Below are 16,064 nucleotides of genomic sequence, written 5' to 3' on the forward strand. Positions count from 1 at the left end.
TGACCATGTCCACCCCTGCGAAGCAGCACCCTGACCGGCCCGATGCGGCCGGCTTTGTGCGTGCGGCGCTGGCTGCTGCCCTGGCCCAGGTGCAGTCGCATCTGGCGGTTTTGGAGGGCGGTGGCAGCGATGCCGAGACCATTCACCAGCTGCGCGTGGCCCTGCGGCGCCTGCGCACCGTGCTGCGTGAGTGCACAGGGCTGGCGCCCGGCATGCGCGCCGAATGGGATGACCCCCTGGCCCAGGCCTTTGCGCAACTGGGCACGCTGCGCGATGCCGATACGTTGGCCGATGTGGTGCGCCCGCTGCTGCAGGCCGCCCATGCGCCCCTGTGCGAGTGGCAGGCGCCGCAGGCCGTGCAGGCGGATGCAGCCGCTGCCGTGCGCGAGCCGCCATTCCTGCACGCGCTGGCCGAGATCCAGGCGCTGGCGCAGGCAGAGCCATCGGCCCGTTTTGCCCACCTGTCCGCCGCAGGCACGCGCAAGTACCTGGCCCGGCGGCTGGCGCGCCTGCACCGCCAGGTGCTGCGCGACGGCCGGCACTTCGACCGCCTGCCGCTGGCGCAGCAGCACCGCGTGCGCAAGCGGCTCAAGCGCCTGCGCTACCTGGCGGACTTTGCCCGGGAATTCGCGCCCGGAATGTGGCCCGGCAAAAAGGGCCGGCGCTTTGCCGAGGCGCTGGTGCCCGCCCAGGACGCGCTGGGCCTGCACAACGACATGGCCGTGGCGGCCGAGCATTTCCATGCCGAGGCCGCGCGCGACCCGCGCGCCTGGTTCGCCGCCGGCTACCTGCAGGCCCGCCTGGCCACCAGCGCGCGCAGCAGCCGCCGCGCGCTGCGGGCGCTGGCCCGGGTGCCGGGCTTCTGGCTCTAGACAGCATCAGCGATAATCCGCCGCTGGCGCACCGCCGCAGCCCCTGGGCCGTGGCGGTGCGCTGTTGCTGAAGGTGCCCCATGCCGCTTGCCGGCCAGGGGTTCAACGGGAAGCAGGTGCGCGATGCCATCGAGGTGGCCGCTCGCAATGCCTGCGCTGCCCCCGCAACGGTCAGCGGAATACAACTCCCCACGCTGGCGCGCCACCCACCGGTTGCGCGCCGCAAGCCACTGTGTCTGGACGGACATGGGAAGGCGGGGATGCCTGCCGCAGCGCGCCCACCCTGCGCGCCGCAGCGTTCCGCAAGCCCGGATACCGGCCTTCTGCACTGCTTTCGGACGCCGCGGGAGTGCGCCTGTCCGGTCCGGCCCCAGCCTGCGCTGCCGTGGCCGGCTCCGGCGTGCGCGCTGTGCGGCGTGGTTCAGACGATAGGCCCCGCGGGTGAGTGGGGCAGTTGGGTCAACGCATGCGCTTCGCTTCCTCGGCCGCCGATTCCTCCGGCCTTCTCTCTGTTCTCCCTCTTGTCGCCAGCCTGCGGCCCGTAGCGGCCGCCGTCCTGCTGGCCAGCTGCGCTGCAGCGGCCGGCGCCGCGCAGGAGCCGGCTTCGGGCCGATCCACAGACTCCGCCGACGATGCGCTGGACGCCGTCTTCGTGACCGCCACCGCGCGGCCCGAGGCGCGCAGCCGCATCGCGGGCACCACGCAGACCATCGACCGCGAGGCCATAGAGCGCTCCAGCGCGCGCTCGGTCACCGACCTGCTGGCCGAGAACGCCGTGGGCTTTCTCAGCGAATGGACGGCGGCCCAGACCTCGATGAACCTGCGCGGCGCCTCCACCGACGGCCAGGGGCGCGACTTCCGCAGCCAGGTGCTGGTGCTGGTCAACGGCCGGCGCGCGGGCACGGCCAACCTGTCCAAGCTCAGCCCCTCGGATGTGGAGCGCATCGAGATCGTGCGCGGCCCGTCCTCGGTGATCTACGGCAGCCAGGCCATGGGCGGGGTGGTCAACATCATCATGAAGACGGGAGCTACTGCACCCGGCACGCGCGCCCAGATCTCGGCCGGTTCATGGGACCTGTGGCGCACCGATGCGCAGACGGCCGGCGCCAATGACCGCTTCGACTGGTACTTCGGCGTGAGCGCAGGCGGGCGCGGCGACTACGAGTCGGGCGACGGCGGCACGCGCATGGAGAACACGGGCTGGAAGCGGCGCGGCGCCAGCGGCGCCCTGGGCTGGCAGCTGCACGAGCTGCACCGCGTGGAGCTGCAAATGCGCACGGACGGCATCTACAACGCGGGTTTTCGCGGATCGGGCGCCAACATCTACAGCCGCGACAACCGCAGCAACCGCTCGCTGGACCTGACCTACGAGGGCGCACTGCCCGGCCAGCGCCTGAGCTGGACGACCCACCTCTACAGCCTGGTCGATACCGATGAGTTCAACTGGGCATCGCCCGTGATCCGCTCGGGCAACAGTGCCGTGCCCGGCACGGCGCGCGACTACAACCATCGCCAGCTGGACGCCACGGGCCTGCGCTTTCAGCCGCGCCTGCGTGTCAGCCAGACCAATGACCTGCTGATGGGCTTCGACTGGGAGCGCAGCAAGCTGCGCTCCGACCGCCTGCGCGTGGCCATGCCGGGCGGCCCGGCGGGCCAGGTCGCGCCCTACGACAACAACCAGACCGAGCAGGTGCACGCGCTGTACTTCGAGGACGCGCAGACCCTGTTCGACGACCGCCTGACCCTGCGTGCCGGCCTGCGCAAGACCTGGGGCACGACGCGTTTCGACGATACGCCCAACCTCGCCCTGGCCCAGGCCAGCACGCGCGACTACGACAACCACACCTGGTCGGCCGGCGCCACCTGGAAGGCCACGGACCGGCTCACGCTGCGCGCTGCCGCCTCCACGGGCTTTCGCGCGCCCACGGCCACGGAGCTGGCTTCGGACTTCACGGCCGTCGGCGGTGGCCGCACCTTCGGCAACCCCAACCTCAAGCCCGAGACCAGCCGCCAGATCGAGGTCGGCGCCGCGCTGCAGCAGCCCGGCTGGCGCGTGGATGCGGCCCTGTTCCAGAACACCATCACCGACCGCATCATCACCGTCTCGCGCGGGGCCACGACCAACACCTCGGACTACGCCAACAACGCGGCCGACATCGTGGCGCGCGGCCTGGAAATGCAGGCCGACATGGACCTGGCGCGGGCGCTGAACCTGACGGGCCACCAGCTCAAGGCCTGGGCTGGCGGCTACTACCACTTCAGCATGCGCGACAAGGGCTCGGCCGCCTCGGCCAATACCGACAAGGTGCAGCGCATGTACCGCTACGAGGCCTCGGCCGGCGTGCGCTACGGCCAGGGCAGCGGGCGGCTGCAGGGCGACTGGAGCCTGCAGCTGTCCACGCTGCTGCGCGGTCCCATGTGGTACGACACGGAAGAGGCGCTGCTCATCCCGCAGGGCGAGCCCAGCAGCACCTTCATCCACCGCAAGGGCGCCTTCACCATCTGGAACCTGCGGGCCGACTACCGCGTGTCGCGCGGCGTCAAGCTGTTCGCGGCCGTCAACAACCTGTTCGACCTGAACCGCCATCCCATCTTCATCGCGCTGGACCGTGCGCCCTGCATCGCCAACCCGGCGTACCAGAACGGCGGCTGCGGAACGTCGATGGCGGGGCGCGAACTCATGGTCGGCCTGCAAGCAGAGTTTTGAGGACCATGGCATGAGGCAATCCAGCACCACGCGCCGCCAGTTGTTGCGCCAGGGCGCGGCGGCGGCCCTGGGCTGCGGCCTGCCCGCGGCCTGGGCCGACACCGTCGCTGCAGGCGGTCCGGTGGTGCTGCAGGATGCGCTGGGCCGGCGCGTGGAGATTGCTGCGCCGCCGCAGCGCATCGTCTCCATCTTTGCCTCCAACACCGAGCTGGTGGCCGCGCTGGGCCTGCTGGACCGCGTGGTGGGCGTGGAGGATTTCACGCGCTTTCCACCGGGCGTGGAGCGCATTCCCAAGGTGGGCGGGCGGCTGGGGTTTTCGGTGGACGCCGTGGTGGCGCGCCAGCCGGACCTGGTCATCGTCACGCCCGCGCGCCAGGCGGCGCACCAGCTGGTCGATCCCATGGAGCGCATCGGCGTGCCGGTGATGGTGCTGCTCAGCCGCTCGCTGGCCGAGGTGATGGACAACCTGCGCCTGGTGGCCCGCGCCACGGGCGTGCAGGCGCGCGGCCAGGCGCTGGCCCTGGCGCAGGAGGCGCGGCTGCTGCGCGTGGACCGGCAGGTGGCCGGCCAGCCCCGGCCGCGTGCCCTCATGGTCACGGGCCGGCTGGGCAATGGCATGCTGCTGGCGGCCCGGCCGGGCACCTATACGGGAGAGGCCATGGTGCGCGCGGGCGCCGCGTTCGCGCTGGACGGGCTGGGCACCGTGCCCCAGGTCTCGCCCGAGGCCGTGCTTGCCGCCGACCCCGACGTGCTGCTGTTCGCGGGCACGCAGGAGGCCATGCAGGACCTGATCGGCCAGCGCGGCTGGCGCGACCTGCGTGCCGTGCGCGGCGGCCGGGCCACCACGGTGGCGCGCGCCGAGTTCCTGATTCCCGGGCCGCGCACCTTTGGCGGCGTGGAAAAACTCTCGCGCTGGCTGCACCCTGCGGCCTGGGCCGGGGAGGCCGCATGACTTCCCTCTCACATCCATCTGCGTGGCGCCCCTGGGCCGGTGCGGTCCTGCTGCTGCTGGCCAGCCTGCTGATCGCCGCCTGCGCGGGCCACCAGTGGGCCAGCCCGGCCGACCTGCTGGCCGCGCTGGGCGGCGAAGACAGCCTGCGCAGCCGGCTGCTGCTGCAGTGGCGCGTGCCGCGCGTGCTGGCAGCCGCCCTGGTGGGCGCGCTGCTGGGCCTGTCGGGCGCCATCTTCCAGGGCGTGTTCCGCAATCCGCTGGCCGAGCCCTATCTGCTGGGCGCCTCGGGCGGCGCGGCGCTGGGGGCGACCGTCGCCTTGCTGGTTCCCATGCATCTATTGTTCGGCCTGTCCCAGGCCTGGACGCTGCCCGTGCTGGCCTTTGCGGGCGCCTGGGGTTCGACCGTGCTGGTGCTGGCCGTCTCGCGCGTGGCCGGTGCCACCGATGCGGCCGGCATGCTGCTGGCCGGCGTGGCGCTGGCGGCCGTGCTGGGCGCGCTGCGCTCGTTCCTGATGCTGGCGCTGTCCGATGAGACGGTGAGCCTGCAGGTGGTGCTCAGCTGGGTGCTGGGCGGCATACAGACGCCGTCGTGGAGCGGCCTGGGCCTGCTGGCCGGTGCCTCCCTGGCCTGCCTGGCCGGGGCCATGGCGCTGGCGCGCGGGCTGGACCTGCTGGGCCTGGGTGCCGATGCGGCCCAGGGCTTCGGCCTGGATGTGGCGCGCTTCACGCCGCTGGCCGTGCTGGCCGGCTCGCTGGTGGTGGCCGTGGCCGTGGCCTATGGCGGGCTGGTGGCCTTCGTGGGCCTGGCTGCGCCGCACATCGCGCGCTGGATGGCGGGACCGCTGCACCGCGCGGCCCTGCCGGCGTCGGCGCTCACGGGCGCCATCATCGTCACGCTGGCCGATGCGATTGCGCGCAGCGTGCTGCCGCCGGCCGAAATCCCGCTGGGCCTGGTCACGGCCGTGGCGGGCGGGCCCTTCTTCATCGTGCTGCTGGCGCGCAGGCTGAGGTCCGCATGAACGGTGCCATCCCTTGCGCCCCACCGCGCCTGCAGGCCCGGTCCCTCACGCTGCGCCATCGTGGCCGCAGTGTGCTGGACGCCGTCTCGCTGCAGCTGCCCGCCTGCGGCGCCGTGGCCCTGGTGGGACCCAATGGCGCGGGCAAGTCCAGCCTGCTGTCCCTGCTGGCGGGGCTGCAGGCGCCTGCATCCGGCAGCGTGCTGCTGGACGGGCAAGACATTGCAACCCTGCCCGTGGCCGAGCGCGCACGCCGCGTGGGCTACATGCCGCAGCGCTTTGCGCCGCACTGGGACCTGACGCTGGCCGAGCTCATGCACATGCGGCTGGCGGGCCGGGGTGATGTCGAGGCGGCCATTGCAGGCGCCGGGCTGCAGGACTTCACGCGCAGGCGCTGGTCCACGCTGTCCGGCGGCGAGCAGGCGCGTGCCCTGCTGGCCACCGTGCTGGCCACCGACCCGCCCGTGCTGCTGGCCGACGAGCCCGGCGCCGCGCTGGACGTGCGCCACCGCCTGGCCCTGGTGCAGGCGCTGGCGCAGCGTGGGCGCGAGCGGCTGGTGCTGGTGGTCATGCATGACCTGGACCTGGCGCTGGCGCACTTCGGGCGCGTCATCGTGCTGGACCAGGGGCGCATTGCGCTCGATGGGGCCCCTGCCGAGCTGCTGCATGCGCCGGGGCTGGATGCCGTGTTCGGCGTGGATTTCGAGCGCATCGACGCACCCCCGCAAACCTTGCTGCGCGCGCGGCTGAAACAGGAGAACTGAACCCATGCGCATCGATCTGGCCGGCTGGACGCGCGACGCCACGCGCGGCGGGCACCGTGAATTCCTGGCGCTGTTCGAGCGCGCCGAGCGCCTGGGTTTCGAGGGCGTGTGGTTCAACGAATTCCGCGTGCCCGATACCGCCTGGCCCTATCCCTCGCCCCTGCTGCTGGCCGCCGCCGTGCTGGCGCGCACCGAGCGGCTGCGCGTGGGCACCTCGGTGCTGGTGCTGCCGCTGCACCACCCGCTGATGCTGGCCGAGGAGATTGCCCAGCTGGACCTGCAAAGCGCCGGCCGCATCGACGTGGGCGTGGGCCGGGGCACGGAGCCGGCCGCGCTGCGCGCCCTGCAGATCGATGCGGACAGCACGCGCGAACGCTTCGAGCAGTCCTGCCGCATCCTGGTGGAGGCGCTGTCGGGCAGGCCCATCGTGGCGGGGCAGGGGCCGTGGCGCTTCGAGGACCGGCCCGCCCTGCCTTCGACCGTGCAGCGCCCGCATCCTCCCTTGTATGTGGCCGGCTCCACGGCAGAGACCCTGGGCTTTGCCGTCGATCAGAATCTGCCCCTGCTGCTGAGCCTGGAGCCGCCCGAAGGCATGCAGCTGGAGCGCCTGGACACGGCCGCGCAGGAGCGCGGGAGCGATGCCGCCGCGCTGCGTGCGCGTTCATCGCTGGCGCGCTATGTCTGCATCGGTGCCGATGAGGCCGCCGTGCAGGCCCAGCTGGCCACGCTGTGGCCGCAGCTGTACCAGCGGCGCGTGTACTTTGCGGGCAAGCGCGGCGTGCCGGCCGACCAGGTGCTGCCCATCGATGTGCCGCGCGTGCTGGCCGAACAATTCATCCATGGCACGCCCGAACAGTGCCATGCGCAGATCACCGCATTGCGCGAGCGCACGGGCATGGGCCAGCTGCGCTGCGTCTTCAACGCCAACGGCCTGTGGAGCGATGCCCAGGCCCTCGCCGGCATGGAACTGTTTGCGCAGGAGGTTCTCCCTTCATTGCGCAGCGCCGTGCCTTTCGCCACCGTCTGACTTCCTCTTTTTTCTGGAGAACCTTCCATGCAAACCGCCAAGATTCCCGCCACCATCGTCACCGGCTTCCTGGGCAGCGGCAAGACCACGCTGCTGCGCCACATCCTGGACAACGCAGATGGTCGGCGCATTGCCGTCATCGTCAACGAGTTCGGCGAGCTGGGCATCGACGGAGAGATCCTCAAGGGCTGCGGCATCGGCTGCGACGACGAGGGCAACGAGCGCGAAGGCGCGCTGTACGAGCTGGCCAACGGCTGCATGTGCTGCACGGTGCAGGAAGAGTTCTTCCCCGTGATGCGCGCGCTGGCCGAGCGCCGCGACCAGATCGACGCCGTGATCATCGAGACCTCGGGCCTGGCCCTGCCCAAGCCCCTGGTCCAGGCCTTCCAGTGGCCCGAGATCGCCAACGTGTTCACCGTGGACGCGGTGGTCACCGTGGTGGATACGCCGGCGGCCGCCAGCGGCCAGTTCGCCGCCAATCCCCAGGCCGTGGACGAGCTGCGCCGCGCCGACCCCAACCTGGACCATGAATCGCCGCTGCACGAACTGTTCGAGGACCAGCTGGGCGCGGCCGACCTGGTGGTGCTCAACAAGACCGACCTGGCCGATGCCGAGGCCCTGGCGCGCGTGACCGCCCTGGTGCGCGAGGAGCTGCCGCCCGAGGTCAAGATCGTGCAATCGTCCCAGGGCCGCCTGCCGCTGGACGTGGTGCTGGGCCTGGCCAAGGCGGCCGAGACCACCATCGACCAGCGCGTGAGCCACCACGACCACGACGAAGACCATGACCACGACGACTTCGACTCCTACGTGATCGACCTGCCCGCCGTGGACCGCGACCGCCTGCTGGCCGCGCTGGAGACGCTGGTGGAGCAGCACAGCATCCTGCGCGTCAAGGGCTTTGCCGAGATCCCGGGCAAGCCCATGCGCTGGCTGCTGCAGGGCGTGGGCCGCCGCTTCGACCACCATTTCGACCGCGCCTGGCGCGAGGGCGAGGCACGCGGCACGCGCCTGGTGTTCATCGGGCAAGACCTTGACGAAGCAGCGCTGCGCAAGGGCCTGGAGAATGTGGCCGCCTGACCTTCCGATTCCGCACTGAAACCTGTTCCATGCACCTGCTGTCCACGCGCCCCGGCGGCTTCGTCGAGGACGAGAGCATCGTCACCCGCCTCGACCAGACGCCGGCCGATATCGTCATCCTGAGCTCGGCCGACACCACGCTGGCCCTGCTGTCCTCGGCCGTGGCCGCGCTGGCCGGGGCGTCGGCGGACTTTCCCTCGGTGCGGCTGGCCAATCTGCTGTACCTGCGCCAGCCGGCCTCGCTGGACCTGTATGTGGACGAGGTGCTGCGCCATGCGCGCGTGGTCATCGTGGACCACCTGGGCTCGGAATCGGCCTGGCCCTACGGCATCGAGCAGATCGGCTCTCTGGCGCGCCGCAAGGGCCAGCGCCTGGCCATGTTCTCGGGTGACCTGCAGGAAGACCCGCACCTGCTGGCGCGCAGCACGCTGCCGGCCGCAGCCTGCCGCCAGCTGTGGCAGTACCTGCGCTCGGGCGGCGCGGCCAATGCGCGCGAATTCCTCAAGGCCACCGTCTACCACGGGCTGGACCAGGGCGATGCGCCGCTGCCGCCGCGCACCCTGCCGCAGGCGGCTGTCCACGTTCCCCCCGCGCTGTTCGCTGCCCGGAGCCATGCCCAGGTCCAGGCCCATGCCCATGACGTGGCCGGCATCGACGACCTGCAGCGCGCCTGGACGCCGGGCGCGCCCACCGTGGCCCTGGTGTTCTACCGCTCCCACCTGCTGGCGGGCAATACGGCAGCCTTCGACGCCATGGCCCTGTCGCTGCAGCAGCGCGGCATGAACCCGCTGCCCGTGGCGCTGGACTCGCTCAAGGACCCGCTGTGCCTGGCCACGCTGCGCCAGCTCTGCGAAGACCATGCCGTGCAGCTGGTGCTCAACACCACGGCGTTTTCGGCGCTGGAATCGGGCACGGCCCTGGCCGGCGATGCGCCCGTGCTGCAGGTCATTGCCAGCGGCGGCAACCGCGAGGACTGGTGGGCCGACAGCCAGGGCCTGCGCCCGCGCGACATCGCCATGCAGGTGGTGCTGCCGGAGATGGATGGCCGCATCATCACGCGTGCCATCAGCTTCAAGGGCCTGTCCCACCGCTGCGCCTTCACCCAGGCCGACGTGGTGGCCTACCAGCCCGAGCCCGACCGCGTGGACTTCGTGGCCGACCTGGCCTGGCGCTGGTGCCGCCTGCGCAGCCTGCCCGCGCGCGACAAGCGCCTGGCACTGGTGCTGGCCAACTATCCGGGCAGCGAAGGCCGCATCGGCAGCGGCGTGGGGCTGGATACGCCAGCCTCGGTGATCGCCATCCTGCAGCACCTGGCGGCCGAAGGGCACGAGCTGGGCGACCCCGCGCAGCTGCCCGCCGATGGCGAGGCGCTGATGCACCTGCTGCAGCAGGGCATTGCCAACGACCCGGCCCAGTGGCCGCTGCGCCCGGCCTGGCAAAGCTATGCGCTGGACGAGTACCTGGCGCGCCTGGCCGCGCTGCCGGACGGCATGGCCGATGCCATCACGGCGCGCTGGGGCGCGCCCGAGGCCGACCCGCTGCTGCGCCAGGGCCGCTTCATGATCGCGGGCCTGCGCCTGGGCCATGTCTTTGTCGGCATACAGCCGGCGCGTGCATTGGTCGGTAAAGGCATGGGCGCGCAGGACTATGCGAGCTACCACGATGCCGAACTGGTGCCGCCCCACAGCTACCTGGCCTTCTACTTCTGGCTGCGCGACCGCTTTGCCGTGGACGCCATGGTCCACGTGGGCAAGCATGGCAACCTCGAATGGCTGCCGGGCAAGAGCCTGGCGCTGTCGGGCGCGTGCTGGCCCGATGCCATCCTGGGCCCGCTGCCCCATCTCTACCCCTTCATCGTCAACGATCCCGGCGAAGGCGCCCAGGCCAAGCGCCGCAGCCAGGCCGTGATCATCGACCACCTGATGCCGCCGCTGACGCGCGCCGAAAACCACGGCCCGCTGCAGGACCTGGAGCGCCTGGTGGACGAGTACTACGACGCCCTGCTGGTCGATGCGCGGCGCGGTGCGCTGCTGCGCCGCCAGATCCTGGACATCGTGCGCCGCCAGCACCTGGACCAGGAGCTGGACCTGGCACCCGGTGCCGCGCAGGATGACGATGCCGTGCTCGAACGCATAGACGCCTACCTGTGCGAGCTCAAGGAAACCCAGATCCGCGACGGCCTGCATGTCTTCGGCGCCTCGCCTCAAGGGCGCCAGCGCCGCGACACGCTGCTGGCGCTGGCGCGCTTCCCGTCGGACGAAGGCCAGGGCCTGATCCAAGCGCTGGCCGCCGACCTGCTGGACAGCCCCGGGTTCGACCCGCTGCGCATGGAGCCCGCACGCCCCTGGACCGGCGCGCGCCCCGCCGCACTGCAGGCCGTGAGCGACGAGCCCTGGCGCCATGAAGGCGACACGCGCGAGCGCCTGGAACTGCTGGCGCAGCAACTGCTGGAAGGTGAGGCCCCGGCCGGTGACTGGCCGCAGACGCGCGCCGCACTGGAACAGGTGCATGCCGTGCTGGCGCCCGCGCTGGATGCCTGCGGCGGCGAGGAACTGCGCCAGCTGCTGCGCGGCCTGCAGGGCCGCTTCGTGCCGCCCGGGCCCAGCGGCTCACCCTCGCGCGGGCGGCCCGACGTGCTGCCCACGGGGCGCAATTTCTACACGCTGGACACGCGCGCCATTCCCACCCAGGCCGCCTGGGAGCTGGGCCAGCAGGCCACGCTCAGGCTGCTGGAGCGCTATCTGCAGGAGCATGGCGAGTACCCGCGCACCCTGGGCCTGTCGGTCTGGGGCACGGCCACCATGCGCACGGGCGGCGACGACATCGCCCAGGCCTTTGCGCTGATCGGGGTGCGCCCCAAATGGGCGCCCGGTAGCCAGCGCGTGGTGGACTTCGAGGTTGTGCCGCGCGTGGGCATGGGCCGGCCGCGCGTGGATGTGACGCTGCGCATCTCGGGCTTTTTCCGCGATGCCTTCCCGGGCGCCGTGCAGATGTTCGACGCGGCCGTGCAGGCCGTGGCCGCGCTGGACGAGGACGCCGAGGACAACCCCATACGCGCGCGCATCCTGGCCGAGGCCGAGCAGCTGCAGTCGCAGGGCATGGACGCCGTGCAGGCCCGCCTGCAGGCCGGCTGGCGCGTGTTCGGCGCGCCGCCCGGCCACTATGGATCGGGCCTGGGCGGACTGTTCCAGAGCGGCGACTGGCAGGGCGATGCCGACCTGGCCCAGGCCTACCTGGGCTGGAGCCAGCACGCCTACGGCCAGGACGCCGAGGGCGTGCCCGCAGGCGACGCGCTGCGCCGCCGCCTGGGCGAGCTCGACGTGGTGGCCCACAACCAGGACAGCCGCGAGCACGACATCCTCGACTCGGGCGACTACTTCCAGTTCCAGGGCGGCATGGCCTCGGCCGTGCGCCATCTCTCGGGCCGCCAGCCCGCGCTCTACCACGGCGACCACGCCAACCCGGCCCAGCCGCGCGTGCGCTCGCTCAAGGAGGAGATTGCGCGCGTGGTGCGCTCGCGCGTCACCAATCCCAAGTGGATGGACGGCGCCAAGCGCCACGGCTACAAGGGCGCCTTCGAGATGGCGGCCACGGTGGACTATCTCTTCGGCTTCGACGCCACCACGCAGCAGGTGGGCGACCACCAGTACGCCCTGGTGGCCGACGCCTATGTGCTGGATGCGGCCACGCGCGACTTTCTCGTGCAGCACAATCCGCAGGCCCTGCGCGACATGCTGGAGCGCCTGCTCGAAGCCATGCAGCGCGGCCTGTGGGAGCAGCCCGGCGACTATCGCCAGCAGCTGGAAGACCTGCTGCTGGAACATGAAAACCATCTCGAAGGATTGCGCGGATGACCGCCTCCCCTGACCTGGGCAGCGGCGCCCAGCCCGCGCTGCCGCCGCTGTTTCCCTTTGCCGCCATCGCCGGCCAGCCCCTGCTGTGCCAGGCGCTGCTGCTGGCCGCCATCGACCCGCAACTGGGCGGCGTGCTGATCGAGGGGCCGCGCGGCACGGCCAAGTCCACGGCCGCGCGGGCGCTGGCCGAGCTCATCGATGCCGCGCCCTTCGTCACGCTGCCGCTGGGCGCCTCGCTGGAGCATCTGGCCGGCTCGCTGGACCTGGGCCAGGCCATGGCCGGCCATGCACTCAAATTCGCGCCCGGCCTGCTGGCGCGTGCCCATGGCGGCGTGCTCTATGTGGACGAGATCAACCTGCTGCCCGATGCCCTGGTCGATGTGCTGCTGGATGCCGCCGCCAGCGGCGTCAACGTGGTCGAGCGCGACGGCATCTCGCACCGCCACGCGGCGCGCTTCGTGCTGGTGGGCACCATGAACCCCGAGGAAGGCCAGCTGCGCCCGCAGCTGCTGGACCGCCTGGGCCTGTGCGTGCGCCTGGCCAATGTGCAGGACCCGGCCCAGCGCCAGGCCATCGTGCGCGCGCGGCTGCTGTTCGATGCCGACCCCGCAGCCTTCCGCGCCCGCCATGCAGGCGCCCAGGCCGCGCTGGCAGCCCAGCTGCGCACGGCACGCGAGCGCCTGCAGCCGGCCGGCGCGCTGCCCTGGTCCGACGCGGTGCTGCAGGCCGCAGGCGCGCTGTGCATTGCCGCCCAGGTGGACGGCCTGCGCGCCGACCTGGTGCTGCTGCGCGCCGCCCGCGCCTGGGCCGCCTGGCTGGGCGATGCCGAGGTCACGCCCGACCATGTGCAGGCCGTGGCCGAGCTGGTGCTGGTGCACCGCCGCAAGCCGGGGGCGCCGCAGCCACAGCCGCATCCACAGCCACGGCCACAGCAGCAATCACCACAGCAAGCGCCATCGAATCCGCCTTCGCAGTCGCCGGCACAAATCCGGCCGCCTGCAGAATCCACGGCCAACGGCGCAGGCGACAGCCCGCCCTCCGAGGCTGACTGGGGCGCCATGCCGCCCGAGCCCGTGGGCCTGCTGCGTGTCGCCGTGCCCTCATTGCTGGCCCGCGAGGCCGCAAAGTCGGGAGCGCCCGCCACAAAAAAAGCCTGAGCCCCCGCGGCCCCGCGCCACAGGCAAGGGCTGCGGGGGCGGGCCAGCAGGCGGCAGGCCAGCCCCGGCTGGCCCAGGCGCAAGGCGGGCCGCCCACCGGCAGCTGGGACTGGACGCGCACGCTGGCCGCGCGCGGCGCCCAGGCCCTGGCGCCTGAACATCTGCAGCGCCGCCGTGAGCCGCCCCAGGCCACGCGGCTGCATTGCTTTGTGCTCGATTGCTCGGCCTCCATGGCCGCCAGCGGCGCACTGGCGCGGGCCAAGGGCGTGCTGCTGTCGCTGATGGAAGAGGCCTATCGCCGCCGCGAGCAGGTGGCGCTGATCTGCTTTGCGGGCACGCGCGTGGAATTGCGCCTGCCGCCGCGCAAGGCAGCGGCCTGGAATGACGACTGGATCGCTCCCATTGGCGGGGGCGGCGGCACGCCGCTGCAGGCGGCCGTGGAGCAGGCGGGCCAGTTGCTGCAGCGCCATTGCGGCGCAGAGGCCTCCTGCCAGGGCTGGCTGTGGCTGCTCACCGACGGCCGCACGCGCGAGCGGCCTGCGCGGCCTGCGGCGGCCCAGGAGGCAGGCATCGTGGACTTTGAATCAGGCCGCGTGCGCCTGGGCCGGGCGGCTGCGCTGGCTGCCGCCTGGGACGCACGCCATGTGCGGGCCGATGATTTCGCAGGCTGATCTGCGGCTCTGACAAGGTCAGGCCGGCCAGCTCAGCTCGAACAGCGCGCCGCCACGCTCGCCCGGCAGGCACTGCGCCCGCCCGCCGTGGGCCTGCGCAATGGCCTGCACCACGGCCAGGCCCAGTCCGCTGCCGTTGCCTGCTCCTACGCTGGCATTCCTTCGGCTGCGGGCGCCTTCACCGCGCTGGAAAGCGTCGAAGATGCGCGGCGCAAGGTCGGCCGCCACGCCGGGGCCGCTGTCTTCCACGCGCACGGTGCACAGGCCGTGGCGCACGCGCGCGGCCACCAGCAGCGGGCCAGGCTGCGCGTACTGCATGGCGTTTTCCAGCAGGGCCAGCAGGGCCTGGCGTATGCGCACGGGGTCGCAGACCACGGGCTGGTCATCGAGCTCCATCGCCAGCTGCAGGCCGGCCTGCTCCAGCGCCGGCCCCACGGCCAGGGCCACCGAGCGCACCTCGCCGGCCAGGCAGGTCTGGCGCAACTGCAATTGCAGATGGCCGTTTTCCTGCAGGCCCAGCAGGCGCAGGTCGTCGATCAGGCGGGTCAGCCCCTCGACCTGGGTCATCAGGCTGGCCAGCATGTCCTTGCTGGGCAGGAAGACGCCGTCGGACAGGCCCTGCAGCCGCCCGCTGAGGATGGTCACGGGCGTGCGCAGCTCATGGGCGATGGCCGCGCTCCAGAAGGCGCGCTCCTGCGCCATGCCTTCCAGGCGCCGGGCCAGGCTGTTGAAGTCGTGCACCAGCTGCGCGGCCTCGTGCAGCGCGCTGTCGTCCGTGCTGGCGCGCGCCGACAGGTCGCCCTCGGCCAGCTGGCGCAGGCTGATGGCCACCGAGTCCAGCGAGGGCAGGATGCGCCGCGACAGCCGCGTGGCCACGAAGATGGCGATCAGCATGGCCACCACCAGGGTCAGCAGCACCCAGGCCAGCTCCACGCTGGAGGGCATCCAGCCGTCGGAGACGCTGGCCGGGTGAAAGGTCAGCAGCAGCGCATAGAAGGCGTACGAGCCCAGCACGCACAGCACCACCACGGCCAGCGTGACGGCCGACATGGTCAGCACCACCTGCCGGCGCAGCCCGGCCGCTGCGCTCATGGGTCCATCCCCAGCCGGTAGCCCACGCTGCGCACGCTGTCGGGCATGCCCTGCAGGCCCAGGCCTTCGAGCTTCTTGCGCAGCTTGCTGATGTGGCTGTCCACGGTGCGCTCCAGCGTGTGGCCTTCGGGCAGGCAGCTCAGCAGCAGCTCGGCGCGGCTGAACACGCGCCGGGGCGAACGCACCAGGCTGGCCAGCAGGTTGAATTCGGTCACGGTGAGTTCGGGCACATGCGTGGCGCCCTGCACCTGCACGCTGACCTCGCGGCTGTCCAGGTCCACGCGAAAGGGACCGGCCTGCAGCAGCTTGGTATCGCGGAGCCGGCCCTGGCCGCAGCGGCGCAGCACGGCCTGCACGCGCGCCACGACCTCGGCCGCGTTGAAGGGCTTGCCCACGTAGTCGTCCGCGCCAATGCGCAGGCCGATGAGCTTGTCCACGTCCTGGTTGAGGGCGGTGAGCATGATGACGGGCGTGTCGCCGCGCCGGCGGATTTCGGACAGCACCTGCCAGCCGTCGAGGCGTGGCATCTGCACGTCGAGAAGAACGAGATCGGGTTTCAAGTGGTGGTGCAGTTCAAGGGCCTGCTGGCCATCGGCGGCATGCACGGTGCGCAGGTCGCTGCGGGCCAGGTAGGCGCACAGGATGTCTGCGATCTCGGGCTCGTCCTCGGCGACGAGGATGAGCGATGTCGATGGCTGGAAAGGCAAGGGCTGGGCAATGATAGAAGCCATTTTGGGGTCGCGGCGGGGGCTGTGTTCATCTCCATCGTTCTTCCACATTTCCCGGGCCGAAATGCCATCGAAAGAACGCAAGCTGTTTCCCTGTGCCGCCGCAATTGGCCGGCATGCGAAACAAATCCCTGAATATGAAGTCAC

General features: G+C 71.7%; 12 protein-coding genes and 1 riboswitch. Of the genes, 10 read left to right on the forward strand and 2 right to left on the reverse strand.

The genetic code is table 11. The features are described from left to right. Window positions 1–5 precede the first annotated feature (5 nt). The 10 genes from IB269_RS22435 (at window position 6) to IB269_RS22480 (ending at window position 14,097) form a co-directional block, all read left to right on the forward strand. A complete protein-coding gene (locus IB269_RS22435; RefSeq protein WP_192368358.1) occupies window positions 6–872 on the forward strand; it encodes a CHAD domain-containing protein in 867 nt (288 codons plus the stop codon). A 54-nt stretch (window positions 873–926) separates the two neighbouring features. Then, window positions 927–1,211, forward strand: a riboswitch (cobalamin riboswitch). Between the two features lie 127 nt (window positions 1,212–1,338). Beyond that, window positions 1,339–3,579: a TonB-dependent receptor gene (locus IB269_RS22440; RefSeq protein ID WP_192368359.1), complete on the forward strand. Its 2,241-nt coding sequence runs from the start codon at window positions 1,339–1,341 to the stop codon at window positions 3,577–3,579. A 10-nt stretch (window positions 3,580–3,589) separates the two neighbouring features. Further along, window positions 3,590–4,531, forward strand: coding sequence for an ABC transporter substrate-binding protein (locus IB269_RS22445; RefSeq protein ID WP_046985167.1), 942 nt, complete (start codon window positions 3,590–3,592; stop codon window positions 4,529–4,531). Beyond that, entirely contained in the window at window positions 4,528–5,550 is a 1,023-nt protein-coding gene (locus IB269_RS22450; protein ID WP_192368360.1) for a FecCD family ABC transporter permease, read from the forward strand. The genes IB269_RS22445 and IB269_RS22450 overlap by 4 nt, the downstream gene beginning before the upstream one ends. Then, window positions 5,547–6,311, forward strand: a complete 765-nt coding sequence (locus IB269_RS22455) for an ABC transporter ATP-binding protein (RefSeq protein ID WP_043823898.1) — start codon at window positions 5,547–5,549, stop codon at window positions 6,309–6,311. Before IB269_RS22450 ends, IB269_RS22455 begins: the two co-directional genes overlap by 4 nt. A gap of 4 nt (window positions 6,312–6,315) precedes the next feature. Beyond that, window positions 6,316–7,338 (forward strand): LLM class flavin-dependent oxidoreductase, encoded by a 1,023-nt coding sequence (locus IB269_RS22460; protein ID WP_192368361.1) that lies wholly within the window; start codon window positions 6,316–6,318, stop codon window positions 7,336–7,338. Window positions 7,339–7,365: 27 nt separating this feature from the next. Continuing rightward, a complete protein-coding gene (cobW, locus tag IB269_RS22465; RefSeq protein ID WP_017407718.1) occupies window positions 7,366–8,415 on the forward strand; it encodes a cobalamin biosynthesis protein CobW in 1,050 nt (349 codons plus the stop codon). Between the two features lie 29 nt (window positions 8,416–8,444). Continuing rightward, the gene (gene cobN, locus IB269_RS22470; RefSeq protein WP_192368362.1) at window positions 8,445–12,269 is read left to right on the forward strand and encodes a cobaltochelatase subunit CobN; all 3,825 of its coding nucleotides are present in this window, start codon (window positions 8,445–8,447) and stop codon (window positions 12,267–12,269) included. Then, entirely contained in the window at window positions 12,266–13,426 is a 1,161-nt protein-coding gene (locus IB269_RS22475) for an ATP-binding protein (protein WP_192368363.1), read from the forward strand. The genes cobN and IB269_RS22475 overlap by 4 nt, the downstream gene beginning before the upstream one ends. Window positions 13,427–13,635: 209 nt before the next feature. Continuing rightward, window positions 13,636–14,097 (forward strand): vWA domain-containing protein, encoded by a 462-nt coding sequence (locus IB269_RS22480; RefSeq protein ID WP_084027467.1) that lies wholly within the window; start codon window positions 13,636–13,638, stop codon window positions 14,095–14,097. A gap of 18 nt (window positions 14,098–14,115) precedes the next feature. On the opposite strand, the gene IB269_RS22485 is transcribed toward IB269_RS22480, so the two are convergent. Continuing rightward, window positions 14,116–15,189, reverse strand: coding sequence for an ATP-binding protein (locus IB269_RS22485; protein WP_013800609.1), 1,074 nt, complete (start codon window positions 15,187–15,189; stop codon window positions 14,116–14,118). Further along, window positions 15,186–15,920 (reverse strand): response regulator, encoded by a 735-nt coding sequence (locus IB269_RS22490; protein ID WP_016448779.1) that lies wholly within the window; start codon window positions 15,918–15,920, stop codon window positions 15,186–15,188. The genes IB269_RS22485 and IB269_RS22490 overlap by 4 nt, the downstream gene beginning before the upstream one ends. Window positions 15,921–16,064 lie beyond the last annotated feature (144 nt).

It is taken from the genome of Delftia sp. DLF01, assembly GCF_014852125.1.
In the GTDB taxonomy this organism is placed as follows: domain Bacteria; phylum Pseudomonadota; class Gammaproteobacteria; order Burkholderiales; family Burkholderiaceae_C; genus Comamonas; species Comamonas acidovorans.